The sequence below is a fragment of the Paludibaculum fermentans genome (genome assembly GCF_015277775.1).
Lineage (GTDB): Bacteria > Acidobacteriota > Terriglobia > Bryobacterales > Bryobacteraceae > Paludibaculum > Paludibaculum fermentans.
In genome coordinates this window covers 5,788,604-5,815,077 of sequence record NZ_CP063849.1, presented here as the reverse complement: position 1 = coordinate 5,815,077, position 26,474 = coordinate 5,788,604, and the positions used below count along the sequence as shown (strand labels likewise).

Annotated in this window: 19 protein-coding genes; 12 read left to right on the top strand and 7 right to left on the bottom strand. The window is 62.7% G+C overall.

Features of this window, described 5'->3' with window-relative positions:
- The first annotated feature begins 233 nt into the window (after positions 1–233).
- The 9 genes from IRI77_RS38150 (at position 234) to IRI77_RS22795 (ending at position 11,362) form a co-directional block, all read left to right on the top strand.
- A complete protein-coding gene (locus IRI77_RS38150) occupies positions 234–1,322 on the top strand; it encodes a response regulator (RefSeq protein WP_228486272.1) in 1,089 nt (362 codons plus the stop codon).
- A gap of 28 nt (positions 1,323–1,350) precedes the next feature.
- Positions 1,351–1,713: a response regulator transcription factor gene (locus IRI77_RS22830; protein WP_194447319.1), complete on the top strand. Its 363-nt coding sequence runs from the start codon at positions 1,351–1,353 to the stop codon at positions 1,711–1,713.
- A gap of 21 nt (positions 1,714–1,734) precedes the next feature.
- On the top strand, positions 1,735–2,850 hold the full coding sequence (locus IRI77_RS22825) for a chemotaxis protein CheW (RefSeq protein ID WP_194447318.1): 1,116 nt from the start codon (positions 1,735–1,737) through the stop codon (positions 2,848–2,850).
- 72 nt (positions 2,851–2,922) lie between these two features.
- Positions 2,923–5,106, top strand: a complete 2,184-nt coding sequence (locus IRI77_RS22820) for a methyl-accepting chemotaxis protein (RefSeq protein ID WP_194447317.1) — start codon at positions 2,923–2,925, stop codon at positions 5,104–5,106.
- Between the two features lie 32 nt (positions 5,107–5,138).
- The gene (locus IRI77_RS22815) at positions 5,139–7,826 is read left to right on the top strand and encodes a hybrid sensor histidine kinase/response regulator (protein ID WP_194447316.1); all 2,688 of its coding nucleotides are present in this window, start codon (positions 5,139–5,141) and stop codon (positions 7,824–7,826) included.
- Entirely contained in the window at positions 7,826–8,635 is an 810-nt protein-coding gene (locus tag IRI77_RS22810) for a chemotaxis protein CheW (RefSeq protein ID WP_228486848.1), read from the top strand. The genes IRI77_RS22815 and IRI77_RS22810 overlap by 1 nt, the downstream gene beginning before the upstream one ends.
- 115 nt (positions 8,636–8,750) lie before the next feature.
- Complete coding sequence (locus tag IRI77_RS22805; protein ID WP_194447314.1) at positions 8,751–9,605, top strand: acyl-CoA desaturase; 855 nt, start codon at positions 8,751–8,753, stop codon at positions 9,603–9,605.
- Between the two features lie 81 nt (positions 9,606–9,686).
- Positions 9,687–10,613, top strand: coding sequence for a sensor histidine kinase (locus tag IRI77_RS22800; RefSeq protein WP_228486271.1), 927 nt, complete (start codon positions 9,687–9,689; stop codon positions 10,611–10,613).
- Positions 10,610–11,362: a response regulator transcription factor gene (locus IRI77_RS22795; RefSeq protein ID WP_194447313.1), complete on the top strand. Its 753-nt coding sequence runs from the start codon at positions 10,610–10,612 to the stop codon at positions 11,360–11,362. The genes IRI77_RS22800 and IRI77_RS22795 overlap by 4 nt, the downstream gene beginning before the upstream one ends.
- 1 nt (position 11,363) lies before the next feature.
- Here the strand turns inward: IRI77_RS22795 and IRI77_RS22790 are convergent, their stop codons facing one another.
- Together IRI77_RS22790 and IRI77_RS22785 are read right to left on the bottom strand one after the other, a co-directional pair.
- The gene (locus IRI77_RS22790) at positions 11,364–12,815 is read right to left on the bottom strand and encodes a nitronate monooxygenase (protein WP_228486270.1); all 1,452 of its coding nucleotides are present in this window, start codon (positions 12,813–12,815) and stop codon (positions 11,364–11,366) included.
- Between the two features lie 87 nt (positions 12,816–12,902).
- Positions 12,903–13,196, bottom strand: coding sequence for a PilZ domain-containing protein (locus IRI77_RS22785; RefSeq protein WP_194447312.1), 294 nt, complete (start codon positions 13,194–13,196; stop codon positions 12,903–12,905).
- A 333-nt stretch (positions 13,197–13,529) separates the two neighbouring features.
- Here IRI77_RS22785 and IRI77_RS22780 point away from each other — a divergent pair, with 333 nt between their 5' ends.
- From IRI77_RS22780 to IRI77_RS22770, 3 genes are all read left to right on the top strand, one after another.
- Positions 13,530–14,054 (top strand): Dps family protein, encoded by a 525-nt coding sequence (locus tag IRI77_RS22780; protein ID WP_194447311.1) that lies wholly within the window; start codon positions 13,530–13,532, stop codon positions 14,052–14,054.
- Between the two features lie 72 nt (positions 14,055–14,126).
- The gene (locus IRI77_RS22775; protein WP_194447310.1) at positions 14,127–14,840 is read left to right on the top strand and encodes a YoaK family protein; all 714 of its coding nucleotides are present in this window, start codon (positions 14,127–14,129) and stop codon (positions 14,838–14,840) included.
- Positions 14,841–15,282: 442 nt separating this feature from the next.
- Positions 15,283–18,276 (top strand): TonB-dependent receptor, encoded by a 2,994-nt coding sequence (locus IRI77_RS22770; RefSeq protein ID WP_194447309.1) that lies wholly within the window; start codon positions 15,283–15,285, stop codon positions 18,274–18,276.
- Positions 18,277–18,369: 93 nt separating this feature from the next.
- On the opposite strand, the gene IRI77_RS22765 is transcribed toward IRI77_RS22770, so the two are convergent.
- The 5 genes from IRI77_RS22765 to IRI77_RS22745 all read right to left on the bottom strand — a co-directional run bounded on the left by IRI77_RS22765 (position 18,370) and on the right by IRI77_RS22745 (position 26,378).
- Positions 18,370–19,302 carry an aldo/keto reductase gene (locus tag IRI77_RS22765; protein WP_194447308.1) on the bottom strand — a complete coding sequence of 311 codons (933 nt, stop codon included), beginning with the start codon at positions 19,300–19,302 and terminating at the stop codon, positions 18,370–18,372.
- Positions 19,303–19,397: 95 nt separating this feature from the next.
- Complete coding sequence (locus tag IRI77_RS22760) at positions 19,398–21,383, bottom strand: hypothetical protein (protein ID WP_194447307.1); 1,986 nt, start codon at positions 21,381–21,383, stop codon at positions 19,398–19,400.
- Positions 21,383–22,651 carry a M20/M25/M40 family metallo-hydrolase gene (locus IRI77_RS22755; RefSeq protein ID WP_194447306.1) on the bottom strand — a complete coding sequence of 423 codons (1,269 nt, stop codon included), beginning with the start codon at positions 22,649–22,651 and terminating at the stop codon, positions 21,383–21,385. Before IRI77_RS22755 ends, IRI77_RS22760 begins: the two co-directional genes overlap by 1 nt.
- Positions 22,648–24,015, bottom strand: a complete 1,368-nt coding sequence (locus tag IRI77_RS22750; RefSeq protein ID WP_194447305.1) for an APC family permease — start codon at positions 24,013–24,015, stop codon at positions 22,648–22,650. Before IRI77_RS22750 ends, IRI77_RS22755 begins: the two co-directional genes overlap by 4 nt.
- Before the next feature lie 8 nt (positions 24,016–24,023).
- On the bottom strand, positions 24,024–26,378 hold the full coding sequence (locus IRI77_RS22745) for a glycoside hydrolase family 20 zincin-like fold domain-containing protein (RefSeq protein ID WP_228486269.1): 2,355 nt from the start codon (positions 26,376–26,378) through the stop codon (positions 24,024–24,026).
- Positions 26,379–26,474: the final 96 nt, after the last annotated feature.

Sequence of the window (26,474 nt, the reverse complement as noted above, 5' to 3'; positions counted from 1 at the left end):
CGGATCCTTTCGGCGAGGAATTGTGAGCGGCGGGGGGACCAAATTGATTTGGACGTCCAGGAGGCAACCGGCCCATAGAGGCTGGAACCGGGCGCCAAAGACCAGCGAAGCAGTGGTGATCAGGTCAAATCAAACTCGTGGGTATAAATCAGAATTGCGATCCACGGACTGCCCTCGCGGTCATGACTCAAGGCCACAGGTCTGCTCAGCGTTGAGATTGGTCTGGAAGAAACATGGCGGAAGCGGAACTAGCGAATAAGCACGTGCGACTGCGGGAAGCCGTCGCTGCGGCAAAACTGGGCCATAAGAGCATGGCGCGCCGGTTGTTCCGCGAACTGGTGGACAGCGATCCGCAGAACGAAGAGGCGTGGTTGTGGAATGCCGCGCTGGCGGAGACGCCGGACGAAGCGCACCGGAGCCTGGTCAAGGTCCTCGACATCAATCCCAACAACCATCATGCGCTGAACGCGCTGGCGCTGCAGCGGCTGCGCGAGGCCGCCCTGCGCCAGCAGCGGGCCGAGGCGGCATTGGGCCAGAAGCGGCAAGCCGCCGCCTCCGTCGCGGGCGAAATGCCGTCGTTCAAGCCCGTGGCTGCAAAGCCGCCCGCTCCCTTCCCGGTTCCGGCTCCCCAGGTCTGGCAATGCCCCCTTTGTAGCGCCGACTCGACCCATCCGATCGAACGCTGCCAGCGCTGCGGCGCGCTGTTGACGCTGGAGAGCCTCGACGACCTGGCGGCCAGCCGGGACGTGGATGAGAACACCCTCAGCGAAGCGATCCAGCGGCTGTTGCGGGAGATGCGCAGTCATCCCACCTTTGAGGGCCACCTGAACCTGGCACGGGCCTATCTCAATCTCAACCATTCCGCCGAAGCGCTGCCGCATCTGGAGAAGGCCAGCAAGCTGAAGCCGGACGAAACCATCGTGAAGCAGGCGCTGGAAAAGCTCCGCAACCGCCGCCTGATTTTGGCCGTGGACGACAGCACCACTGTCCGCAAGATTGTGTCGGTGACGCTGGAGCGCTACGGCTACCGGGTGCTCACCGCAATGGATGGAATGCAGGCGCTGGCGAAGTTGGATGAGCAGCGCCCCGACCTGATCCTGCTGGACATTACGATGCCGCGCATGGATGGCTACCAGGTCTGCAAGACGATCAAGCAGAACTCGTATACCAAGCCGATTCCGGTGGTCATGCTCTCGGGCAAGGACGGGTTTTTCGACAAGGTGAAGGGAAAACTGGCCGGGGCGACCGACTACCTGACGAAACCGTTTCAGGAAGAGGCGCTCGTCAAGGCAGTGGAAAAACATCTGAAGCCGCGGTCGTAAGGGCCGCAGCTCAAGCGAGGGAAGGATTATGGCAAGAACCATTCTTGTGGTGGACGACAGTCCAGCTCATCTGAAACTGATGCAATCGGCGATTGAGGGGCGAGGGTACGAAATCCTCACCGCGGCCGATGGGGAAGAGGCGCTGCATCACGCGCAGGCCTATCACCCCGACGTGATCCTGTTGGATGTTGTGCTGCCTAAAAAGAATGGGTATCAGGTGTGCCGGCAACTGAAGGCGGCGGGCGATACCAAGGCGATCAAGATCATCATGGTCAGCAGCAAGTCGCAGGACTCCGACCGCTACTGGGGCCTGAAGCAGGGCGCCGACGGTTACGTCACGAAGCCGTTTGAGGCGGCCGACCTGCTGGCCGCGGTAGAGCGAGCGCTCTAATTCTCCGGCGAGGTACGCACCATGAGCGGCTCCGAACGCGACGATCTCTTTCTTGGATTCGACGACAGGACCCCGGTCGAGGGCGGTGATCTGCCCATGGACGGGTTGCTGGCGGAGCTGTTGGGCAACTGGCAGGATGTGGACTCGGCTGAACTGGAAGCTGCACCTGACCGGCCGTACGAGCCGGTGGAGGATGAACCGGTCTCCGTTTCGGCGCTGATGGACCGGCTGCTGCTGGACGACACGGAAGCAACCGTACAGGCGCCCACTGCCCAATCCGAAACAACGGTAGCGGAACCCCTGGCAGAGGCTTTCGTCGATCTGGAGTCGCTATCGATTGTGCTGCCTGATGAGGAGCCCGGTACTGCGCTGCCGGCCGGGCACGTGGCCGACAGCCAGGTGACCGAGCCGCAGCCGCTGGGCAGGAAGCACGCAGCGGAGGAAGTGAGTTTCCTGGCGGACCTTCGTCCCGTGCTGCCGGCCGTGCACCGGGCCGGGCTGTCGGCCGTTGAAATGCCTGAACCGGCAGAAGCGGCGGCCGAGGTGAGCCTGCCCACGGTGACAGCGCCGGAGCCGGAAAGCGACGACGGCACGCTACGGCTGCTTCTGGGAACGATGAAGCGCGAGCTTGCGGAGAGTGTACGGCCGAGGCTGCCCGAGCCGCCGGCAGGCGCGGGCCGCGTAACAGAACGGTTCCTGGCCTTCCAACTGGCTGGGGAGAGCTACGCCGTCCCGCTGACGCGTGTGATGGAGACGGAACGCCTGCCGAAGGTGACGGCGGTGCCCGGGTTGCCGGCCTTCGTCATGGGCGTGGCGAACCTGCGCGGCTCCGTACTGCCGCTGGTCGACCTGGCGATGCTGCTGGAGCTGGAGAGCACGGGCCGGCCGCACGATGCCCGCATCCTGGTGGTGCGGCCCTCGCCGGACGATTCGCCGGTGGCGCTGGTGGTGGATGCGTTGCAGGGTGTCGCGATGCTGGCGAGGGAAGAGCTGCATCGCACTCCGCATTGGCTGGACGGCCGCACGACTCCGTTCCTGGAGGGGATCGGGTCGCACAAGGGGCGGCTGCTGAGTGTCTTGGATCTGGACAGGGTCTTTGCCGCGTCAGAGCTGCGAGAACAGCCGGCGGCCTATTGATCACGATCGGCTCCGGCCGTCTGCCGGAGCGGGAGTTCAACGGTTTGGAGAGGTAAGGAGAGTTCGGTCGCCATGAAGAATCTGAAGATTTCGCAGAAGCTGATGGTCCTGGCCCTGCTGGGCGCCACGCCCATCGTCGTATTGATGTTCCTGTTCATCACCAGCCGCAATGAGCAGATTGCGAAGTCGCGCGCCGAAATCGCCGGACTCGAATCGCTCCAGCCGGCCAGGCGGCTGCTGGAACACTTGGCGCAGCACCGCGCCCTGACAAATGTCTACCTCAACGGCGACCTTTCGGTGCAGAACGATCTGGTCAGGCTGCAGGGCAACGTGGCCAGCGATATGCAGGAGATCGCGGCCGATACGGGCAAGCAGAAGGAGTACGGCAAGCAGTGGGATCAGATCACCGCCACCTGGAACATCCTGAAGGAGCGGGTGCTCACCATGGCTCCCAAGGATGCGTTCTCGCTGCACACGGCGGCCATCCAGAGCACCCTGACGCTGATCCGCCAGATCGGCGACACCAGCGGCCTGACGATGGATCCGGATGTCGAGTCGTTCTACCTTGCCGACAACCTGCTGGTCCAGGTAGTGCAGACGGCCGAGGCCTTGGAGGAGTTGCGCGCCCAGGGCGCCGGCAGCACCAGCAAGGGGCGTCTGTCAGCGGAGGATACGGCGCAGATGATCTTCCTTTCGCGCCAGATCGAGAACACCAGCGCTGTGGTGGAACATAACGCGGACATGGCGATGTCGAAGGACAAAGCCATGCGGGAGCTGCTGGAGCCGAAGGTGCGCGCGGCGCGTGAAACGGCGGGCTACTACTCGAAGCTGACGCGGTTCCAGTTCATTGAAGGCACTCCCTCGGTGAGTGCGAAGACCTATTACGAAGACGGCTCGAAGGCCGTGGCGGCGTACTTCGCGGTCTGGGACGCCAGCAGTTCTGCGATCGCGGGCCTGGTGGAGGCGCGCATCGCGGAGCTGAACAACCAGAAGTGGGTTCAGCTTGGCTTTGTCATCTGCATCCTGCTGCTGGCGGCGTTCGCGACCCTGCGCATCCAGCGCGGCATCACCGGCCAGGTGAGCAGCATTATGGGCCTGCTGAAGCAGATCGATGCCGGCAATTTCCGGGCGCGCGCCGACGTGCTGTCGAGCGACGAACTGGGCTCGATCGCCGTAGGCCTGAACAGCACGCTGGACAATACCCTGAGCCTGATGCAGTCCCGCGAAGAGCGTGACCAGATTCAGCACAGTATTTCGCGGCTGCTGGACGAGGTGAGCGGCGTGGCCGAAGGCGACCTGCGGAAGGAAGCCGAGGTGACGGCCGACATCACGGGCGCCATTGCGGATTCGTTCAACTACATGATGGCCGAGCTGCGCACCATCATTTCCACGGTGCAGAAGACGACCTTCGCGGTGAACAACTCGGCCAACCAGGTGCAGACGACGGCCGAAGTGCTGGCGCGCGGTAGTGAAGAGCAGTCGGTGCAGATCATCCAGGCGTCGTCGGCCATTGAGCAGATGGCGGGCAGCATCCAGCAGGTGTCGAAGACGGCTTCGAGCGCGGCGGTGGTTGCCCAGGAAGCGCTGGGCAGCGCGCAGCAGGGCGCAAACTCGGTGCGCAAGACGATCGAGGGGATGAACGCGATCCGCGGCCAGGTGCAGGAAACGTCCAAACGCATCAAGCGGCTGGGCGAGAGCTCGCAGGAGATCGGCGAGATCGTCGAGCTGATCGGCGATATTGCGGATCGCACCAGCATCCTGGCCTTGAACGCTTCGATCCAGGCGGCCATGGCCGGCGAAGCAGGCAAGGGCTTCGCGGTGGTTGCGGACGAAGTGGAACGGCTGGCGGAACGCGCGACGGAAGCGACGAAGCGCATCGGCGCGCTGATCAAGTCGGTGCAGGGCGACATGACTGAGGCCATCTCGGCCATGGAAGAGACGACACGCGAAGTGGTAGGCGGATCGCAGCTGGCCAACGAGGCTGGTCAGCGCCTGTCGCAGATCGAGTCGGTGTCCAAGCACATTGCGGACCTGGTGTCGCAGATCTCGCAGGCTGCCCAGCAGCAGGCCGTGGGGTCGGAGTCGGTGGCTCGGAACGTGACGGGGATCTCCGACGTAACGCAGCAGACGGCCGATGGCGCGAAGCAGGCTGCCTCTTCGATTCGTCAACTGGCGGCGCTGGCCGAGGAGCTCAACCGCTCGGTCAGCCGCTTCAAACTGCCGGCGAGTGAGACCAGGACTCCTCTCGCCGCTTAGGCGGTGGAGGCGGAAGCGACAAGGAGCGAGCTATGAGCAATGCGCTCGATCCCGAGGTGCTGCGCGGCTTTCTGGAAGAAGCGCGCAGCTACCTGCCCGGCATGAACCGCTGTCTGGCGGCGCTGCGGGCCATTCCCGGCGATCAGAAGTCCGCCGAGGAACTACACCGGCTGTCTCACTGCGTGAGCGGAGCCAGCCGCGTCATCGGCATGAGCGAATTGGGCGAAGCCGCTCGCGTAGTAGAGACCCTGCTGGATCCAGTGGTGCTGGACGAGCAGCCGCTCGATCCGGCCGTGCTGGAGCCGATGGCCGAGGGCGTGCTGCGCATGACCCAGCTTCTGGCGGACATCCCCGAACCGGAAGCTCCGGTGGAGCTGCCGGAGCCACGCTTTGACCGCATTCCCGCTGACCTGTTATCAGGATTCATCGAGGAAGCCGATGAGCATCTGCAGAGCACCGGGATCCAGTTCCGTGAATTGAGTTCGAGGGCGGCGGACCGCGGTCCGGTGCTGCGCGAAATCCGCCGGTCCATTCACACCATCAAGGGTGCGGCGGCCATGGTGGGCCTGGAGACGTTCAGCCGCCTCGCGCACCGCATGGAGGACCTGCTCGACCTGCTGTACGAGGGCCGGTTGGAGTACTCGCCGGACCGGCACGAACTGCTGGTGGCGACGTACGACACGCTGAGCGACCTGGTGAGGCAGAAGGGGCGGGTGGGCCCGTTGTCGCACCAGATCCGTGAGTTGCTGCAGGTGTACGATCTGGCCGTGGCGGATCTCGAGGAGCCTGGCCAGATCGAAATGGAGCCGGCTGCCGGGCTGCCGCTAGATGCGGCGCCGGTGGCGATTCCGGAAGCCGAGACCGCGGACTCCAGCCGCATGGTGCGTGCGCCGCTGGAGCGGCTGGACGATCTCGTCCGCCTGGTGGGCGAACTGTTCGTAAACCGCTCGGGCTTTGAGCGCCACCTGGCATCGTACGCGCGGGAAGTGGAAGAGCTCAATCTCAGCCTGCAGCGCATCCGCAGGTTGACCGCCCAGTTTGATTCGGAACACCTTGAACTGCCTTCCGGCAACCGCCTGGCTTCGCCGACGGCGAAGGGTGATTCCGCCCCTGAATTTGATGCGCTGGAGTTTGACCGCTACACGCAACTCCACCTGCTGTCCAGGGAGTTGACTGAGACGACGAGCGACCTGGCCACGGCCACGTCGCAATTGAAGCAGTTGATCGGTTCGTTCGACAGCTATGTCAGTATGCAGGGGCGGCTGACGAGCGAAGTGCAGGACAAGCTGGTGCGGCTGCGCATGGTGCCGCTGAACCTGCTGGCCAACCGGCTGCACCGCACGGTCCGTGTGGCCTCCCAGAAGAGCGGAAAGCTGGCGGAGTTGGAAGTAGAGGGTATGACGGCCGAGCTCGATAAGAGCGTCGTGGAGCAGTTGGCTGCTCCGCTGGATCACCTGCTGCGGAATGCTGTCGATCACGGCATCGAACTGCCGGAGGTGCGGCGGGCGGCTGGGAAGCCGGAGCAGGGCCGCGTACGGTTGCGGGCGACGCAGGAAGGCACCGAGGTGGTCATCCGCCTCAGTGATGACGGGGCGGGCGTGGATCCGGAAAAGATCCGCGAAACCGCGGCGAGCCACGGTTTCCTGACGGAAAGTGAAGCGGCGCAGGCCACGCGGCAGCAACTCTTCTCGCTGATCTTCGAGCCTGGCTTCAGTACCTCGGCGACCGTGAGTGAAATCTCCGGCCGCGGTGTGGGACTCGATGTTGTCAAGAGCGCCGTGGAAGCCCTGAAGGGCAGTGTTGCGCTGGAATCGCCCGTGGGCTCGGGCGCCACCTTTACGGTGCGCATGCCCACGACCCTGGCGATCACGAAGGTTCTGTTCGTGGAAGACCAGCAGGAGACGTATGCGCTGCCGCTGGCTGCCATCTCGCAGGTAGCGCGGCTGGAAGCGTCTCAATTGGAGTATGTCAGCCATAAACCGGTGGTGCGGCTGGGGTCCAGCCTGCTGCCGCTGTTGTATCTGTCCGAGGCGCTGAATCTGCCGCGGGCCAAGTCTGGGCCTTCTCCCAGGCAGCCCTTATTGGTGCTGAGGTCGGGCAACGAAGAGTTCGCCCTGGCGGTCGATCACATCTCGGGTGCCCGTGAGGTGATGGTGAAGCCGCTGGCCGGCATCATGCGGCGCTCGGCGAGCATTGGCGGAGCCACCCTGACGGGCGACGGGAATGTGGTGCTGATCCTGAATCCGGTGGCGTTGTCGCCAGGCTACCAACAGAGCCAGAAGGTACGCGCCGGAGCGGCTCGAGCCGTGGCGGTGCAGCGCCGGCCGCTGAACGTCATGATTGTCGACGATTCGCTGAGCGTGCGGCGTGTGGTCGCGAACTTGGTCAAGAACAATGGCTGGACCCCGCTGCAGGCCAAGGACGGCCTGGAGGCGCTGGAGATGCTGCAGCACATCGACCACAAACCGGACGTGATCCTGATGGATATCGAAATGCCGCGTATGGACGGCTTCGAGTTGACGGCCACACTGCGGTCGCAGGCCGACTACCGCAAAACACCCATCGTGATGCTGACGTCGCGCGCCGGTGAGAAGCACCGCTCGAAAGCACTGTCGCTGGGCGCGACCCACTATCTGGTGAAGCCTTACCAGGAAGAGATGTTGCTTTCCATCCTGAGGAACAGCGCGGAAACCGGGTCGAACACGACGAGGGTAGCGTGATGCCGGAACAGGTGCTGCAGGTGCTGATGTGCGACCGGCACGGCCAGTCGTTCGCGGTCGGGGTGGAGGAGATCGCCTCCATTGAGCGAGACCGGTCGGCTCTGTACCGCACGCTGCTGGTTGATCGGGCGACGGGTGAGCGCATTGCGGTGGACCGGGTAGGGGGCGTAACCGAGATCGAGCGGGCCTCCATCTGCCAGCCGCCGGAGCGCCTGGGCCGGGCGGGGCAAGGGCTGCTCGGCGTGGTTGAGATTGACGGAGTATCGGTGCCGCTGGTCAAGACGGCGTTTCTGGCCGCAGTGGATCCCATCCGGATCCAGCCGGCGGTCATTACGCGCCCTTCGGCCGGAAGGGCAGCGCCCGCTGTGGAAGAGCCGCAGATCCTGATTACCAGCCTGCGGCTGGCACGTTCGAACACGGCGCGGCCCGAAGTGGTGGTCGGGATTCCGCTGGAACAGGTGCTGGACGTGTCGGAACCGCTGCCGTGGATCCCGCTGCAGGTGGAGGGTGGCTGGCTGCGGGGCATCCTGGCCTGGCGCGGCCAGACGGCGCAGTTGGTGGACCTGGCCCGCTGCTTCGGACTGGAGCCGCTGTTGGGCGCGCCCGAGGAGCGCTTGGTGGTGGTGCGCGGGACGAGCCGCCACGAGCCCATCGCGTTCATGGCGTCGGCGGCGCTTCAGCGCGTGAATCCTGCTCATGCCATAGCGATCCACCCCGAGGACGCGGGGTTGAAGACCGAGGCCATCCGTGGAGTGTTTCGCTGGACGAGCCGCCTGCTCGTGATCCCGGATATCGATGCGCTCCTTTAGTTTTTGTAATACTTCGGCGCATCGCTATTACACAACTCTTACAGAACTAAAGACAGACCCCTGTTAACTTGGGATCAGAGATTCCTCACTGGGCTATCCCTTCCTGAACAAACCCATGACTGCTGACCTTGTCACTCTGACCAACCGCCGACGTATGAACTGGATCACCATCGTCGTGCTGGTGCTGTTCCACATTGGGGCTGTAGCAGCCCTGTTTATGTTTAGCTGGCGGAACCTGTTGGTTGCCGCTGGTCTCTACTACCTGGCGATCGGCCTTGGCATCAGCATGGGTTATCATCGCCTCCACACGCACCGGTCGTATAAGGTGCCGTTGTTCCTGGAGTACTTCTTCGCGGTTTGCGGCGCGCTGACCCTGGAGGGCGGCCCCATTTTCTGGGTGGCCACGCACCGCATCCATCATCAGAAGTCCGACCAGCCCGGTGACCCGCATTCGCCCCGCGACGGCGCCTGGTGGTCGCATGTCGGCTGGATCATCTTTGGTGAAGCCAACCACAACAATACAAAGATGATGGCGAAGTACGCTCCGGATCTGGCGAAGCACAAGTTCTATCTCTGGCTGAACAACTGGCATTGGATTCCGATGGTGGCGCTGGGCCTGATCCTGCTGGCCGTCGGCGGTCTGCCGCTGATGCTGTGGGGCATTTGCCTGCGCGTTGTCGTGGGCCTGCATGCCACCTGGCTGGTGAACTCCGCCACCCACATGTGGGGCGCGCGCCGCTTCAATACCCGCGACGACTCCCGCAACAACTGGTGGGTCGCGTTGATGACCTTCGGCGAAGGTTGGCACAACAACCACCACGCCCATCCCACTTCCGCCCGTCACGGCTTGGCCTGGTATGAGTTCGATCCGTCCTGGATCCAGATCAAGCTTCTGAAGGCGCTGGGCATCGCCAAGGCGATCCGTGTCGCGTCCATCTCTTCCGCTGTCGCTGACCGCGAAGCCGCTTAGTTTCCTGCACTTCCCCATCGCCCCGCTGCCCGGCTGAGACGGCTGGCAGCGGGGCGATTCCATTTCCCCTGAATCATCCTCATGACCTCCTTCGCTCTGGCATACCCTAGAGGTATGGTTGTCGCCGGACGCCGCAAGTCGATCGCCTTCTTCATCGCGCTGGGCGTCGGCCTGATTGCCGTTACGGTTTTGCTCTACGTCGGCTGGGTGCTGCTCAGTTGGCGCACTGGTCTATTGCTGGCGCTGGGAGTCGTCCTGCTGGCGCTGATTATCAGCGGCGTAGTGCTGAACACGATCTTCCTGGTGCGCGAGATCCGGCGGAACGAGCAGCACGACGCGTTCATCAACGCCGTCACCCATGAGCTGAAGACTCCTGTCGCCTCTATCAGGCTGTATCTGGAGACTTTACAGACCCGGCAGGTGGACGAGGCGAAGCGCCACGAGTTCTACCGCATCATGCTGGAAGACAGCGACCGGTTGCTCAGCACGGTGGAGCAGGTGCTGCGGGCCGGCCGCATCGGTGCTTCCGGCAAGCGGTTAACTGTATTGCCTATCGACTTGGACGCCATGGTCACCGAGTGCCTGAATCGCGCGCGAACCGTGCACCGGGTGCCGGTCGAGTCGTTGAAACACATCCCGAGTTCCCCCCTGCAGGTGCTGGGCGATCCGGAGGAGGTGCGGGCCGCCATCTCGAACCTGATCGACAACGCGGTGAAGTACTCCGGCAAAGAGGTCGATGTTACGGTGGAAACGACGCGGTCGGACCAGAAGTTCGCGGTGGTTCGCGTGATCGACCACGGCCCGGGCATCGCCAAGTCGGAGCTGAAGTCGATCTTCAAGCGGTTCTACCGGGTGCCGGGCCCGGTGGCTGCGCGGGTGAAAGGTACCGGTCTGGGTCTGTTTATTGTGCGTTCCGTAGCCAAGCGGCACGGCGGCCGGGTCTGGGCCGAGAGTGAGGGGCCGGGCCGCGGCAGCACGTTTGTACTCCAACTTCCCATCGCATTATGAGCCGTATTCTTGTTGTCGAGGACGAGCAGCACCTGGCCGAGGGGCTGCGCTTCAATCTGGAGGCGGAAGGCTACCAGGTGGAGGTCGTCGACAATGGCGAGGCCGCGCTGGCCCTGCTGGTTCCGGAAGTCCCTTCGCCACAGTCACTGGCTTTCGATGTAGTCGTGCTCGACGTGATGCTGCCAGGCAAGGACGGGTTCACCGTGATCTCGGAACTCCGTCAAAGCGGACAGTTTATCCCTACCCTGATGCTGACGGCCCGGGGCCATCCCGATGACGTGTTGCGCGGGTTTTCGGCCGGTGCCGACGACTACCTGACGAAACCGTTCGATTTGGGGATCCTGATCGCGCGGCTGCGGGGACTGCTGCGGCGGCGGGAATGGCTGCAATCGTCGCTTTCGAGCGCGGCGGCCGTGCAGCCAGAGCCGAAGGATACCTATACCTTTGGAGACAAGTCAGTTAACTTCGATCGGCTGGAACTGGTAGTACGCGGCGAGGCGTTCCCACTGACGCTGATGGAAGCGAATCTGCTGCGGCATCTGATCCAGCACGAAGGGGCTCCGGTGTCACGCAAGACCATGCTGGAAGAGGTATGGGGTCTGCGCGAGGATACGGACACGCGCGCGATCGACAACTTCATCGTCCGGTTGCGCCGCTATATTGAGGACGTGCCCACGCGGCCGCAGCACCTGTTGACGGTGCGCGGGGTGGGGTACCGGTTTGTGGCCGATCCCCCCGCTTCCAAGTAATCTAGACCAGTTCCTGAACTTTGCTGAGCATCAGCGTGACGACGTCCGAGGCGTGGTAACGGCTGCCATCTTCACGCATAAAGCGTTTAATTTCAGGAAGATCATCGCCGCTGGTGATGACGCCGGCCTCGAGGTATTTGCCATTGCGGATCTGCGGCTGGCCCACGGTGGCCATCAGGGCGTTGCAGACGCACTTGCGGCCCACGGTCTCGGCGATGTCGCCGCCCTTAGACACGAAGATGGAGACGGGCTCGGATGCGCAGCGGAAATCGATTTCCCCTGCCTGCGTACGGTAGGCCTCGCGCAGGTAGCCCAAGTCGCAGATCCGGGGCCGGGCGTCGTAGACGGTGGCGTCGGACACAGTCCCCGCGGTTTGCACCACTTTGAACGGGAAGCCGGTGGGGGAGGCCAGGCGGTCGGTAAATACGGTCGCCTCGCCGAGGCGGACCAGGTTCAAAACTTGCTGCTTATAGTCATCGCGCAGCCCGGACTCGTCGGAATAAGCAAATGCCGTGCCGATCTGCACCCCGGCGGCGCCGGAGTCCAGCGCTTCGGCCAGCATCTCAGGGGAGCCGTAGCCGCCGGCCAGCCAGAACGGCAGGCCGAGTTCGCACATCTTGGGCAGGTCGACCTTGTCGCGCTCGCCGTAGACCGGCTCATTCTTCTCATTCAGAAGGAGTTTTCCGCGTGGAGGGGCATTGTGGCCGCCGGCTGTGGGGCCTTCGATGACGAACCCGTCCACTTTGCCATTGGCCTTCTTGACGAGGGTGACGGCCAGGGTGTTGGACGCGATAATGGCCAGGAACATGGGCCGCTTCAGCGGGGGCAGGGTGTGTTCGCGGAATCCACGCGGGTCGAACACCATGGTGGTGTCGTCGCCGGGCTGGGCTCCGGCTACGTAAAGAGGATAGGTGGCTGTTTCGTGGTTCACGAAGCGGTCGAGCACACCCGGGATCTTCATCGGGATCCCGGCGCCCATCAGGACGTAGTCGACGCCAGCCAGCATGGCTCCGTAGATGGAGGCCAGATGGGGTGGTTGAATCTTCTCCAAGTAGTTGATGCCGACTGGGTTAGAGTGGCCGACCTTGGCCAGGAAGATCTCCACGAAGTTGGAAGCAACACAGAGTTCAGCCACCTCACGGGGCATGACCTTGTCGTGCAGCGGGGCATTCCGGTAGGCAGTCTTCTCGTCTTTGCCACCCTCGATGTAGTACTTCGCCAGGATCGACTCGGCGATCTCGGGAAAGGGGAAGGCGTCCAAGGCCTGGCGCATATGGCCGCCCGGATCGCCGTCCTGCAGCCGCCGGATCAGAACCCGGTCCAAGGCCGTCCCGGAGACGACGCCTAACTGGCCCAGGCTGGAGACCGTGCGGGCGAGCCGCCAATTCGAAACACCGACACCCATCCCACCCTGGATGATCTTGGGGAGGGTAAAACTGGAAGAGTTGCCCATCTATAGAGCATCATCCTATACGCGCAACGGCTGAATTGTCAGAGTTTTGTAATAACAGGTCCAAAAGACTGAAAAGCCTGTTTTCGCCTAGTCGCGTGCAAGGGGGCCGGCGAGAAAACGGACGCCTGTCTTGCGGTCCCAGGGCCGCCCGGTGCAATGGCAGACCATAGCCCTGGAGTAGATCGCCTTGGAGGGGACCGCGCACCAAAGGATGGTTCCGACATCCCACTTGTGTTGCGACCGGAATCCCAAGCCCTCGCCGGAAACGTCGGACACCACGCCACGCAGTTGCCAGGTGCCCTGGGAGCCTTCGCCGAAAAAGTAAATGCTGCAATCCTCGGTGTGGCGTGCCGAGGTCCGGCGGTCATGTTCATACGCCATAACTCAAGGAGACCCTATCTGCTGCAAACAAACAAGATGTGGCGCGACACGAAAGGACACGAATGGTACTACGTGACGTCAGGTACTACTTGGGCGCATTCGACTTTGGCAGCAGTATCGGCTACACCCCATCGGGGGTATCAGCAGTGCATCTACCACTGCACAATGGGGATAGTGAAGGCAGCTTCCAGCTCCCTGGAGCTTGCCTCATTGCGGGTGGACGCCGCACGTGAAGTATTCCTCCGAAGGCATAACTGCTTTTGGCAATGAATCCGCCTCTTCGCGGCGCGCGTCCGCGCCAGGGTTAGTTCAATTTCCAGGATCTCCAAACTCATGAAGACACAAGGCGTGGTTTCTACCAAGGAGCAGTCCAGCGCAGCCTTCCCAGGGGCTGCTGGGTTTAGTGCCGAGGCCGTTGACGAAATCTCCTCGGCACTGCGGGGCCTCCTGGCCGATTCCTTTGCGCTCTACCTGAAGACCAAGAACTTCCACTGGCACATGAGCGGGCGGCACTTCCGCGACTATCATCTGCTGCTGGACGAGCAGGCCGGCCAGATCTTCGCCATCACGGACGATATCGCTGAGCGGGCCCGGAAGATCGGCGGTAGGACAATTCGCTCCATCAGCGAGGTTGCCCGGCTCCAACACATTCGTGACAACAACGCGGACGTGGTTGCGCCCTTGGATATGCTCGCCGAGCTGTGTACCGACAACCGCAAGTTCACTTCGGAATTGCGGGCCGCGCACGAAATCTGCGACCGGCATAACGATGTGGCCACGGCAAGCCTCATTGAGGTTTGGGTGGATGAAGCCGAACGCCGTGCATGGTTCCTTGCGGAGACCGCCAGTGACTGCTGAGCCCGTGGCATCGCCTGCTGTCACCGGGTGGATTGGCCGCCCTGGCACTTGGCTCGCCGATCCAGGCATTGCATGAATCCTCCGGTAGTCCCCCAACTCTCGAAATCACCTGCACAGGAAAGCGCACTGCCGCTGCACGCCGGGCTGCTGCTGCTCACGTTCAGCACGGGCCTCATCGATGCAGTCAGCTTCCTGGGCCTGGGCCACGTCTTCACCGCGAACATGACGGGCAACATCGTGTTCCTTGGGTTCGCTGTCGCAGGCAGTCCTGGACTCTCTATTATCCGTTCTATCCTCTCCCTGGGTATGTTTCTGGTTGGAGGCGTTGGCGGCGGCCGGCTTGGGAAAGCCATGGCTACGCATCCCACTTCACAATGGCTCGTTACCGCGGCACTGACGGAAGCAGGACTCCTCTTCGCGGCGGTGCTCGTGGCGATCGGGTTCGACATCTCCTCCGGGCAGCCCCCCAGCAGTCTCTACGCCGTCATATCCCTCACAGCACTGGCCATGGGCCTGCGAAACGCGACAGTGCGCCGGTTGGCTGTCCCCGACCTGACCACGACCGTGCTCACTCTGACCCTGACCGGCATCGCCGCTGATTCGTCGCTGGCCGGCGGCGTCGATCCCCGCTTGTCCCGGCGATTGACCTCGGTGGGCCTCATGTTTGCGGGTGCAGCGGCAGGCGCCCTGCTGCTCCAGTTTGGCCTGTCAGTGCCCCTGGCCGTTTCGGGCGCGGTCGCGCTCATCTCCGCCGCCCTGTTCTCCGCCGGCTCCCCCACAGATTAGCGCGTTGGTTCAAGCGACGCATTCTCTATGCGCAAATACAGGAAATACTGATTTGCCCGTAGGGTTCGACAAAATCGGACCGGAATGGCGCAGCCTTATCCGGAGATAGAAATCTCCGGCCATTGGCAGCTGTCTCCAGCGAAAGTCAATTTAAGTCTGGTAAAAAATGTTAAAAATGACGGTGTGGCGAATGCTCGCACCTGCTGTGGCACCACACAGGGCCTGCGATTGAGCCCATCCCGGGCCTGGTCGAGCAACTGCTGAGATCCACGGATTCACTGCGCAGCGCCGACGATCCGCTCGAGCTGCGTGCACGAATTTTACATCGTCTTCTGCATTTGCTAAGCGGATGTAAAGTACTGTAAATAGCCGTTTGACCACGAAACCGTATGTTTCCGGCGTACTTCTATACGTTGACCAGGTCAATTCCGAGGTTATGTTTATGAAGCAAATTTTTCTAATGCTATTCGTGTGTCTGTACTCCGCCGGAGCCTGGGCCCAGTCAGTTGTGGGCTCTGGTGTGGTTCGCGGACGGGTCGTGGATCAGCAGGGTGTCGGCATGCCAGGAGCCGAATTGAGCCTCGAGAATCCAGCCATGGGCGTGACCCGCACTTTTCTCAGCACGGACGACGGTGTCTTTGAGATCACGGGCCTCCCTCCAGCTACCGGTTACCGGCTGCGCGCTACCCATGAACGCTATCTGGATTGGGACGGTAAGGAGTTTGAAGTACTGGCCGGGAAGCAATCCTCCTTTGATATCTCCATGCGGCCCCAGGACTCGACCGCTGCCAGTGCCGATGCTCCCGCGGATGTACAGCTGGATGGCTCAGTTCTGCCCGTCGGCGTGGCGTTGAGCCAGCGTCAACTGCAGTTGCTGCCTACGCAGCAACGCCGCTGGGACAGTCTTGTCCTTCTGTCTCCGGTCACGACCTTCGATCTGGCACAGAACGCACTGGCCATTCGCGGCGATTCCGCCGGGAACGCATATTTCACGGACGGCATACTCACGTCAAACAGCTATTCCGCGCGGCGCTCGGTGGCCACCGGACCTGTCTCCCAGGATGCTGTTCAAGGCATTGAAGTTCTCGCCGCGGACGCTCCTGTCGAGTTCGGACATGGGAAAGGCGGGGCCGTCAATGTGGTGACTCGGAGTGGCAGCAGCCAACTGCACGGCGGGCTGTATGAGTACTTCAGCAACAACAGCCTGAATGCCACTGACCGCTACGCGCTAGGCAACCAACTCTTCGGAAAACGGAATCAATTCGGCTTTAACCTGGGTGGCAACGTGCCGCGCACCAAGCTGTTCTATTTCACCAACCTGGAGATTGCCGACGGTCACGGCCAACGCCTGAACCGAATCACAAACCCGCTCCTCACCGACAGCACCGGCTTGTCAGTGGACTCCTCGAGTTGCACCGCCACCGCTGTCCAGTGCGCGTCCGCCGCCCGCTTCATTCAGAACCAGATGAATGTTCTCGTGCCGCGAGCGGAACGCAACATTTCCGGACTCGCGAGACTCGACTACCGGCGTAGCGACCGCAATACGTTCAACCTCTCCGTTTTCGCCACGCAGGCCCGGTCACCGCTCGGTCTGCAGAGCCAGGCTGTCAGCTCGAACGGAGGCTTGCTGGACAACGGCACCGCGAAACAGGATACCCAGTACGCCAGGCTCGAGTGGATCAGTGCGCCCACAGCCAGCTCCACGAATGAGATGCGGCTCGGCGTGTTCCAGGATCGCGTGGCCACTCTCCCAACCGCCTCATCGCTTTCAACCGGTGGCATCGGCATCAATCTCCTGGGCAGTTCCATCGGTGCCAGCAATCAGGATAGCGGGATCATGCGCGAGCGCCGCTATCAGTTCATCGACAATTTCCGCGTGAGCGTCGGCGCCCACACCATCATGTTCGGCGCGGATGTGACCCGGACTCGCGACTGGATCGACACGCTGCCGAATGCGAAGGGCACCTACTACTACAACTCGCTGACGTCCTTCGCCCAGGATCTGGCGAGCGGCGCAGGGAAGAACTACACCGAGTTCACGCAGTCACGCGGCCTGTCCCTCAGAAGGTTGCCCAGTTCCGAGTTTGGTATGTACGCCCAGGACATCTGGAAGGTCACTCCGAACCTCCAGATCACCGGCGGACTTCGCTACAGCAAGCAGTTCATCCCGAAGCCGACCGCCTGGGATGCGAGCTACTACCAGACGCGCCAGATCAAGTCACCTTCCTACAACGCCGATCCCCGCATCGGCTTCGCCTTGAAGGCCAACGAACGCACCGTGATCCGCGCCAGTTTTGGGCTCTATCATTCGATGCAGAGCGGTGAACTGCTCGACGCGCTCTTCACCGGCAACGGCGCCTATCAACCCAGCATTCTGGCTTATCCGACTCAATCCGGTTCGCCCTACTTCCCCAACAGCCTGACGGCGAGGACGGCGCCGAGTGGTACCGGCAACCTCATGTACGAATCCGGAAAGCCGAGCAATCCCTATACCCGGCAGGCCACTCTTTCGTTGGAGAAAGCGCTGGGCGGCGGCTTCACGATGAATCTGGGCTACGTTGGCAGCCGCGGGTTGAAGCTGCGCACCGCGGAGGAAGTGAACATCGCCACAACGACGAAGAAGGTCACCTACACGATCCTCGACGAGGATGGCAGCAAGAGCGGCACGTACTCGCCCTACTTCTACCGGTATCGCCTGGATACCACGCGGGCGCACGTTTACGAAGTCACGAATGGCGGCTCCTCCTGGTACAACGCCATGGTCGCCGAGCTCAGCAAGAAGATGACCCATGGCTTCACCGCGCATATCTCGTACACGTGGGCGCATGCTATTGACGACGTAGGTAGTCCGCTGGTCGTCGGCGGTCTGCCCGTAGGTAGCTCCGCGAACGATTTCCGCGCCGACCAGGGGAACTCCGCGAACGATCAGCGCCACCGGGCCGTCATCGATTGGACCTGGCAACCCAGAGTCATCAAGAGCGAATCAGCGGCTGCCCGCTTCCTCCTAAATGGCTGGGAACTCTCCTCCGTGACGACTCTCGCATCGCCGCTGCCGGCTACGGCAATGGCTATCGTGTTGGGGCAGCAGTTCTCCGGCGTTCCTTCCGCCTTCGCGAATTCGTTGACGGGTGCGGGCGGATGGTCTCGCGTCCCGTTCCTGCCGGTGAACAGCCTGCGCGGGGATAACGAATACAGCGTAAACGCCCGGCTCGCTCGTCCGCTTCCCTTTACCGAGAGATTCACGGGACGCCTGGTCTTCGAGGCGTACAACCTGCTCAATACGCAATTCAACACCAATGTGAACACAGCCGCCTACACGGTCACCAACGGCATCTTCACGCCAATCGCCAGCGCGGGTACAGGCAATGCCACTCGCGGCTACATCACCGGATCGAATGCCAGAAGCCTTCAGGTGTCATTCCGCCTGAACTTCTAGCCGGGTTGCTGATTCACGAGCACAGAGAAAAAGGGCGGCTCTCAAACGAGGGCCGCCCGTGTCTTTGACCGGCGAATCTCAACGCTACGAAGCTCAGACGTGAAACACGGGGTCGAGCGTCGCAACTTTGGACTTCAGCTCCGCCAGTTCCGCGCCAGTCAGCGTTGGCAGGGGCGCCGATGCCAGGTCCACAGCCAGATCGAAGATACGTTCATCTCCGGGCGGTACTGCGGCGGTGATTTCCTGGTTCAGCGTGAATCGCAGCGCCTGCCGGGCCATCTCCCGGTCGTCAATCGGCTGATACCAGCACTTCGGGTATTTACGGTCGCCCTCCTTCAGGCTCTTAGGCCACATCCCGAAGGCCAGTGCCTTCAGCGCCATCCTTGCCATACCCTTCGACTTCGCCTTGGCGAGGATCTGCGGCCCGAAGCCGCCGTTTTCCCAGGCATTGACGTTCACCGGGAACAGCACGCTGTCCAATTCCAGCGCATCCATTAAGCGAATGGCCGCCGGAGCGTGGTGGGCCGAAAAGCCGAGGTGCCGGACCTTCCCTTCTTTCCGGGCGGCTACAAAGGTTTCAGCCGCGCCGCCGGGCGCGAGGATTTGGTCGACATCTTCCATGGAGCCCACAGCGTGGAACTGGTACAGGTCCACGTGGTCGGTGTGAAACCGCTTGAGGGTTTGTTCCAACTCCTGCCGCGCACCTTTTGCATCACGCCGGGTAGTCTTTTCGGCCAGGAACACCTTGTTTCGGTAGGGCTGAAGGGCCTCGCCCAACTTGATTTCCGCCTCTCCGTCAAAGTACGACGGAGCACAGTCAAAGTAGTTCACACCGCGGTCAAAGGCCTGCGCCACGCGCCTGTTGGCTTCCTCCTGCTCCAGATGGCAGACGACGATTCCGCCAAACGCGATGATGGAAAGGTCGATGCCCGGTTTGTACTGGCGGCGGGGGAGAGCGGTGCCCGCACCATACGCGGCCGTGGAAGTACCGGCGACCGCGGTCCCAAGAAACTCGCGACGATCCATGTGGCAGTTCTCCTTGCTCCATTGTAGAGCCCGGAACTCCCCTGGGATCGTTCGTTCGAGTTGCCCGCGCCACTCGCTCTACGCTGTCAGCGTGGTCATTGTTGTGGCCTGCCTGGTACGCACTCGAGGATCACCGCCTCGTTCTCCACTTTCGCTCCGGAGGCTGCCTCGACGATGTAGTCAGATCGCGTGACTCCGGCGGCAATGGTTCTTACTGTCGATTTGTCGATCCGATCCTCTTTCCAGAGATGGGTGATCCTGAGGGGGCACGAGCCGGCCGGCGGCGTGGTTTCCAGGCTGAGCCGGATATCATCCAGGGCCAGTCCCGCGAAACGGAACCGCACGAAGACCTCCCGCGAACCGGCAGCGTTCACATGCCGGTCGACCTCGGGCCAGCGGAGAGTGCGGTCGACAGGGGCGCCATCCTTCCAGTTCAGGTTCGGATCGTAACTCCAGATCGTTTGAAATGGCCCGCCGGGGGAACGGCTCCAGGCGATGGACGCTTCCGCGCCTTTCGAATCCAAGGCGGCGACGGAGCGCACCTCGGCCGTGAACTTGTCTGGCGCCAGCGAACGGCTCAGGTCGAGAAAGCGCCCGCCAGAGTTGAAGCCGGAGAGGCCCGCGCCATCCGGTGAAGTGAGTCGAAAGACGAACTCGGCGGGACCCGCTCCAGCAGGCACCCAGTAGCCCTGGCCCTTTTCGGCAACGAAACTGACGCCGGAGTGGCTGACCGCGGTTTCGTGCACTTTCCGTATCTCAAGCGGCAGGGAGGTACGAGCACGCGGTGCGGAGGATTCAAAGACGAGCTGGTTCGGCCCCGGAGCAAGCGCCGGGAGGTTCCGGGGGTTGTGCTGGAAGCGGGTCAGCAGCAGCATCGACCGGACCTCGGCCCCACCGGTCGACTTCAGGCGGACGAGGTAGCCGTAGTGGCCGCTGATCGCGGTACGGCGGCCGTGCGCGGACTTCTGCACGACGGCTGGTTCGGTTGTCCAGGACCCAGTAAAAGGACCATGGCGAGTTCCAGCGGGCGACCACGTCCGGCCCGCATCCACGGATGTCTCCAACTCGACGAGCGCGGATTCCGTAGAAAGTGCGACGTCAAGCTGAAACTCTCCGTCGATGATGACGAACGGGCTTTGCACCGGGATCGTCTGGGATGGCGCCTTCCGCAGAAGTGGCTGGTACTCCAGGCGGCCTGTCCCCCAGGTTCGTTCGTCTTTCTGCGAGCGTGGACCATCGCTGGTCCGAATTCCATATTGCGCGACTTCCCGTGGGAATTCCGTCCAGGTCTCGCCGTCGAAGCGGTAGGGCAGGTAGTAGAGCCCTGGACGTTCGGGATGAAAGTAGCGGATGATTCGTTCATTGGGGCGGAGCACGAAGTCCGGGCGGTAGCCCGCCGGTGCACGCTCGAAAGCAAAGAGCGAATTGTCCGCGCTCGTAGAGAATAGATCAGCCAGGCCGTCGATGGCGCCTGCCCGCAAATCCGCGGGGTACCACGGCTGGTCAACGAGGCTGGAATCCACTTCCGTAGGGCTCTTGAGCTTCGAAAGCAGGATGCCGGGATCGGATTCCAACTGGCGGACCGAGGCGACTACGGATTTGGCGGGCGCACCGCGGCCGATGGTGGTGTAGCCGAGCATGTCCGAATCGTAGTAATGATAGGCGCCGTCGTAGAAGACCTCGGCCACGGTGTGGCCGGTGAGGAACCAGACTCGGGCATCTTCCAGCCCAGCGGCTTTCCAGGTGGCGGCCAGCACCGGCGCCAGTTGGTAACAGAGCCCGAAGCCATAGTTATTGATGAGCTTCAAGGGATCCAGCAGCTCACCCATCGGCTCCTCGTAGGCCCACCCTGCGATGTGATACCACGCGCCAGGGGCCACGAAACGCCCGTCGGTGAGGAAATAACGCCAGATCGCCTCGGCACGGGCACGCGGCGTGACCGCCTTGGCGCGGGCACAGATCCCGTTGGCGAAGCGGGTGAGGTCAGATGGATCGGGCTGACCCTTGAGCAGGACGCGAGGAGAGTAGATCTGCGCCTGCAAAGCGAGTGAGCACAACAGGAGGACCAAAACAGCACGCATTACTGGCTTTCCTCCTGCACACCGCACCACTGGCAGACAAAGAGCAGCAAGGCCTGCGTAGCGGTTACCACCGAGTCGAGATCGACCGATTCGTCCGGACCGTGCCCATTTGTCCCGCAGGCGCCCCAGAGTACAGCCGGAATGCCGAACTCGTGGAAGACGTAAAGATCGCAGGGGCCTTCGATCCCTGTCACGGGCGGCGGCGCGGGTAGCACCTTCGCCGCGGAGGACCGCAATTCGCGGACCGCCGGCTCCTCCGCGCTGATGGCGGAGCCCGGCAGCCAGCGGATGGGATACTCCAGCGTCGGCCGGCGCCGGTAGAGGTTGTAGGCAGAGGAAAGCACGTCCTCAAACCAGGCCTCGAACTGGCTCTCCACGGCGGCCTGCTCTTCGCCCGGCATCAATTGCCAGAAGAGTTCCAGCCTGCATTCCTGCGGCACTCCAATCGGCTCGCCGGTGCCCCACGGACTGGTGAAGATCTTTGTGACCGAGACAGGCACAGCATCCTGGCAGTCGGCATACAGCGGATGAATGCTGGCGGTGCGCCGGATCGCTGCGAACTCACGGAGAGCCACAAGGAAGTGCGTCACCTGCTCGATCACATCGCCTGGAGGATGAAAGGTAATATGAGCCGTCCGTCCGCCTCGTTGCGCCGCGCAGACCCGCAACGACGACGGTTCGCTGATCACCGCGGCGTCGGCGGTGATCCCCGCGACCCGTGCGGCCAATGTACCGTTGACCCCTCCGAACTCCTCGTCCACCACGGATTCAATGCAGAGGTCGCCTTGAAGTTGGATGCCGAGATCGCTCAGCGCCTGCGCGACGAACAGGTTCGAGGCGATTCCAGCCTTCATATCATTGGAGCCGCGCCCATACAGTCGATTCCCGGCTACGTGTCCTGAAAAGGGGTCCGCGGTCCAGTTCTGCGTGCCGCGGGGCACGGTGTCGATGTGGCCCGAGAGGATGAGCGACCTTCCACCCCCCACGCCCTGGCGGCGCGCGACGAGATTAGGCCGCCCGTTGTAATCGCGCCCGGCATGGTAGATGGGGTGAGCGTGCAGACCCGGAACTTCGTCAATCGCGTAAAGCTCCGGTTGATAGCCGCCCTGTTGCAGGGCGTCGAACAGGTACTGCTGGCAGTTGCCCTCATTGCCGGTCGGCGGCGTGTTCTCCGAGGGGCAGCGAACCAGGTCAGCGAGGATTCCAATCAAAGCTTCGCGGTTCCGGCTGACATAGCTGATGAGTTGCTGTTCAAGTGCTGGGGTCATGACAAATCACCGGCGGCGAGACTATCCATGGACCGCGGAGTGAGTCGGAACCCCCGCGTCAGGATGGCCAGATAGATGAGTCCGCAGCCAAGCCAGCCGAAGCCGGCCAATTGCGCCTTGGCGCTGAGGTTCAGCCAGATGTAGGTGCAGAAACCTGCGCCGAGCAATGGGAACACGAGGCTCCCGAGGACGGCGAGCCCCGCACGTTGGTGCTGCCGCAGATAGAAATGGCGGATGACACTGAGGTTCACCAGGATGAAGCCCGCGAAGGCGCCGAAGTTGAGCAGTTCGACGACCAGTTGAAAGCGGAGCACCAGCGAGCCCAGCAACGATACCGCGCCCATGAAGTAGATGCCGCGCACAGGAGTGGAGTACCGCGGATCGATGTGGGCGAAGATGCGCGGCGAGATCACGCCGTCACGGCCCATGCCCAGCAGCAGCCGGGAGGCTCCAGCCTGTCCGGTGAGGGCGCTCGCCAGTGCCGCGACCAGCAGGATGAAGGTCATGAAGCCCAGCATCCACGGGCCGCCCGCCAGGGCGCCGATGTCCAGGATGACGGTTTCCGGATCTTTGTAGCTCTGGAAATCCGGCCAGACCAGGGCGGCCATGTAGACGGTGAGGACGCAGAGCAGCGTCTGGACGACGCAGACCAGGATGGTGGCGATGGAGATGTCCCGCTCGGGACGAATCGTATCCTCGGCCAGCGCGGAGATGGCATCAAATCCGATATACGATAGGCTCGCAATGGCCGCCCCCAGCACCAGGGGCTTCACGGCGAATTCGGCTGGATTGTAAACGTTGCGGAATTGAACTAGGCCAGCCCAGCCATGCTGGCTGATCGTATGCCAGGCCGCCAGAAACACAAACAACACCGCGCAGGCGCACATCAACGCCATCATCACGTTGCCCGCTCGCGCCGTGACCCGCAGGCCCCGCACGTTGATCAGCGTGATGGCGACCGTGAACAGGATGGCCCAGGCTGCGTAGGGCACCTGCGGCACCGTTCGATTGGCCGTAAGTGCCGCATACACCACGCTCAGCAAAGGGATGAGGAAGTAGTCCAGCAGCATGGCCCATCCGGCCAGGAATCCGACCTGGGTGTTGAGTGCCCGGTTTGTGTACGTATACGTGGAGCCAGCGGATGGATAGGCGCTGGACATCTTGCCATAGCTGGCGGCGGTGAACAGCATCGCCGTCATCGCCACCAGATAAGCCAGAACGGCGTGGCCGTGCGAAGTTTGCTGGACGATCCCATAGACCGGGTAGGCAGCCGTGGGGCCGAGCAGCACCAGCCCGTAGAGAATCAAGTCGCGGCGGGTGAGAATCCGCTTCAACTCGTGAGGCGGCGCATTCGCTTGTGACATGGCGGTTCCTACTCCGGCTTCGCTTTCTGACCGGGATCGCTATTCAGCGCGGCCCAGTCGAAGACGCTCGAATCGACGGGTAAAGAGTGGGCGGTGGCGTAGGCGTTGCGCGCCGTACGGATGGATTCGACCCAGGCGCCGAAAGGCAAGTCGAGCTCACGCTGGATCAGGTAGCGCATGTCGACGGTGCGGTCCGGTACGTGGTCCTTCACGTCGTCCAATTCATGCAGATAGGTCCGCCCATTGGCGGCGGCAGTCCGCGAATACCAGCTCTTCTGCCAGGTAGCCACGGCATCCCGCAGCGTGGTGTTGCGCCGCTGTTGGATTCCTCGCGCCAGGCGCAGAACTCGGTCCAGTGCCTCGACCGCCTCGCGGGCCTTCTGACTCCGGGCCGCGTCGCGCGCGCTTTCGAGCTGTGAGGAGATCCGGCCCAGGTCGGCCAGCATCTCCAGATTCTCCCGGCACAGGCTTGCGACTGAAATGGAGACTTCGAGATTGTAGCGGTTGAAAGCGACTGTGGCGGCGTTCTCGTGCAACAGCGCCAGCAACTCATCGTTCTCACTCAGGAAGCCGGCGGCGAGCTCCAGGCGGCGGGCGTGGGCCTTGTTCCAATCCGCCAGGTCGATGTCCAGGTTCGCCGCAGGGGCGGGCGGGAGATTCAGCGTTTGGTCCTTTACCGGTTGGCGTGGATGGAAGATCTCGTCGGAATCCCCGAACAGCGGTTTCCTCGTCGAGGGACCCCACTCCCAACTGTCGGCATAGAACCGCGCCTGCTGGCTCAACAGCTGGTAAACCCGGCTCATGTTCCGTCCACCATCGCCGTAGAAGTTCCGGTAGAAAGCAGTCATCGATTCCTGCGCCGTGGGTGTTCCGGGATGCCAGGCGGCGGCCGAGATGGCGGCATAGCCAAGCCAGAAGGTCTCCGGATGCAGCCCCGCGTCGGCCCACCCGGCCACATTCGATCCGACGAGTTGGGCCTGGCCGCGGGCGGGCTGGGTCGAAATCTCGCGAAATCCTTCACTCACGCGTTCGCTCTGCTGCGCCGCGGGGTGGAGCAGCCGGGCATTCGGCAGGGTGAAGTAATTCGGGAACAGCCGCTCTTCGCCCTGCGTGGACGTGTAGAGCATCTGGCGAATGCCCCGCTGCCGGAACACCGGATCATACCGCGGACCGTAGACTTCGCCATTCACCAGGTGGCTGGGCAGCGAACCAATATCCTCGGGCTTGAGTGGATACTCACCCCAGAAGATCACCGTGCGGCCCTGCGCGTGGATCGGATCGGCCACCCGGCCGATGAAGTCCGCCAACAGCTTGCCCACGCTCCCGGCCTTGGCCGCCGCGGCCTTCTCCTGGCATTGAGGACTGTCCGCCAGTCCGATGTAGTAAGGTTCATCGGTCGAGAGGTACACATACCGGCCGCCCCGGTTGGCGTTGATCAGGTCCTGGAACATGCCCGAGAGCAGCTTCACCGCCCCTGGGTTCACCGCGCAGATCTCATAGTTGCTGTCAGGGAACGAGCGGAACGCGGCATACTCCGGGTGCTTCAGCAGAAAGGCGAGGTGCGCGGGTCCGTCCAGAAACGGGATCAGTTGGACCTCGTGACGCAGGGCGTAATCGGTCAGCTCCTGGTACTCGGCCGGAGTCATCGCGTACGGTTCGACGACGGCCGGCGCTGAGGCGAACTGGAAGTGGCCCTCCAGCTTGAGCGCAAAGCCATTGATTTTGAAGAACGCCGCCTGGCGCACGGCGCGCTTCAGTTCGGACAGCCGCTCCAGGTGGTGGGCATCGTCCCAGTAGATGTGACGCCTGTTCAGGTCGGGCCAATCGGTGATCCGGCCCGAAGGCAGCCAAAGCGAACCGTTCCGCCACTGGAGCAACTGAACGAGGGTCTGCACGGCGTAGAACAGTCCGGCCGGGGCATTCGCTCGCAGGACCACGCCCGTCGGGCTGGTCTGCAGCGAATACGCCTGTTCGGCGATCGCCGCGGTGTCGGAATCCTCGGTCCGGCCCGCCGCGACTGAGCCGGAACGCAGTTCGAGCCGGATCGCCGTCCCGCCGGACGGGGCGGGCTTCAGGCCGAACCGCTCGGCCATGTGTTCCTGAAGGCTGGCCACCGCTCCCGATCCGCCGCTTCCGGCTTCATTCTGGATCGAAAACGAAGGCCCGAATCGGACATCCGACGGATCGAGCTGGATCTGTTGGGGCAATGGCAGCACATGGTAGCCACGTGCGGCCAGCGTCGAAAGGGATTGCGCTCCACAGGCGGACGCCAGCAGGATCGCCAGCAGCGGCACGGCCGCCAGATGACGGGGTCTCGACCCGCCCGGAATTGCTCTTTGGCCGATGTATCGTATTCTACTCATATGTTTCGCATTGAACCCTGTTGGCGAAAGCAAATTCTATCGTATAGTGCCTATTTGCTTTTGTTTGGTGTCGGTTGCAGCGCTCAAGAAGTGCTG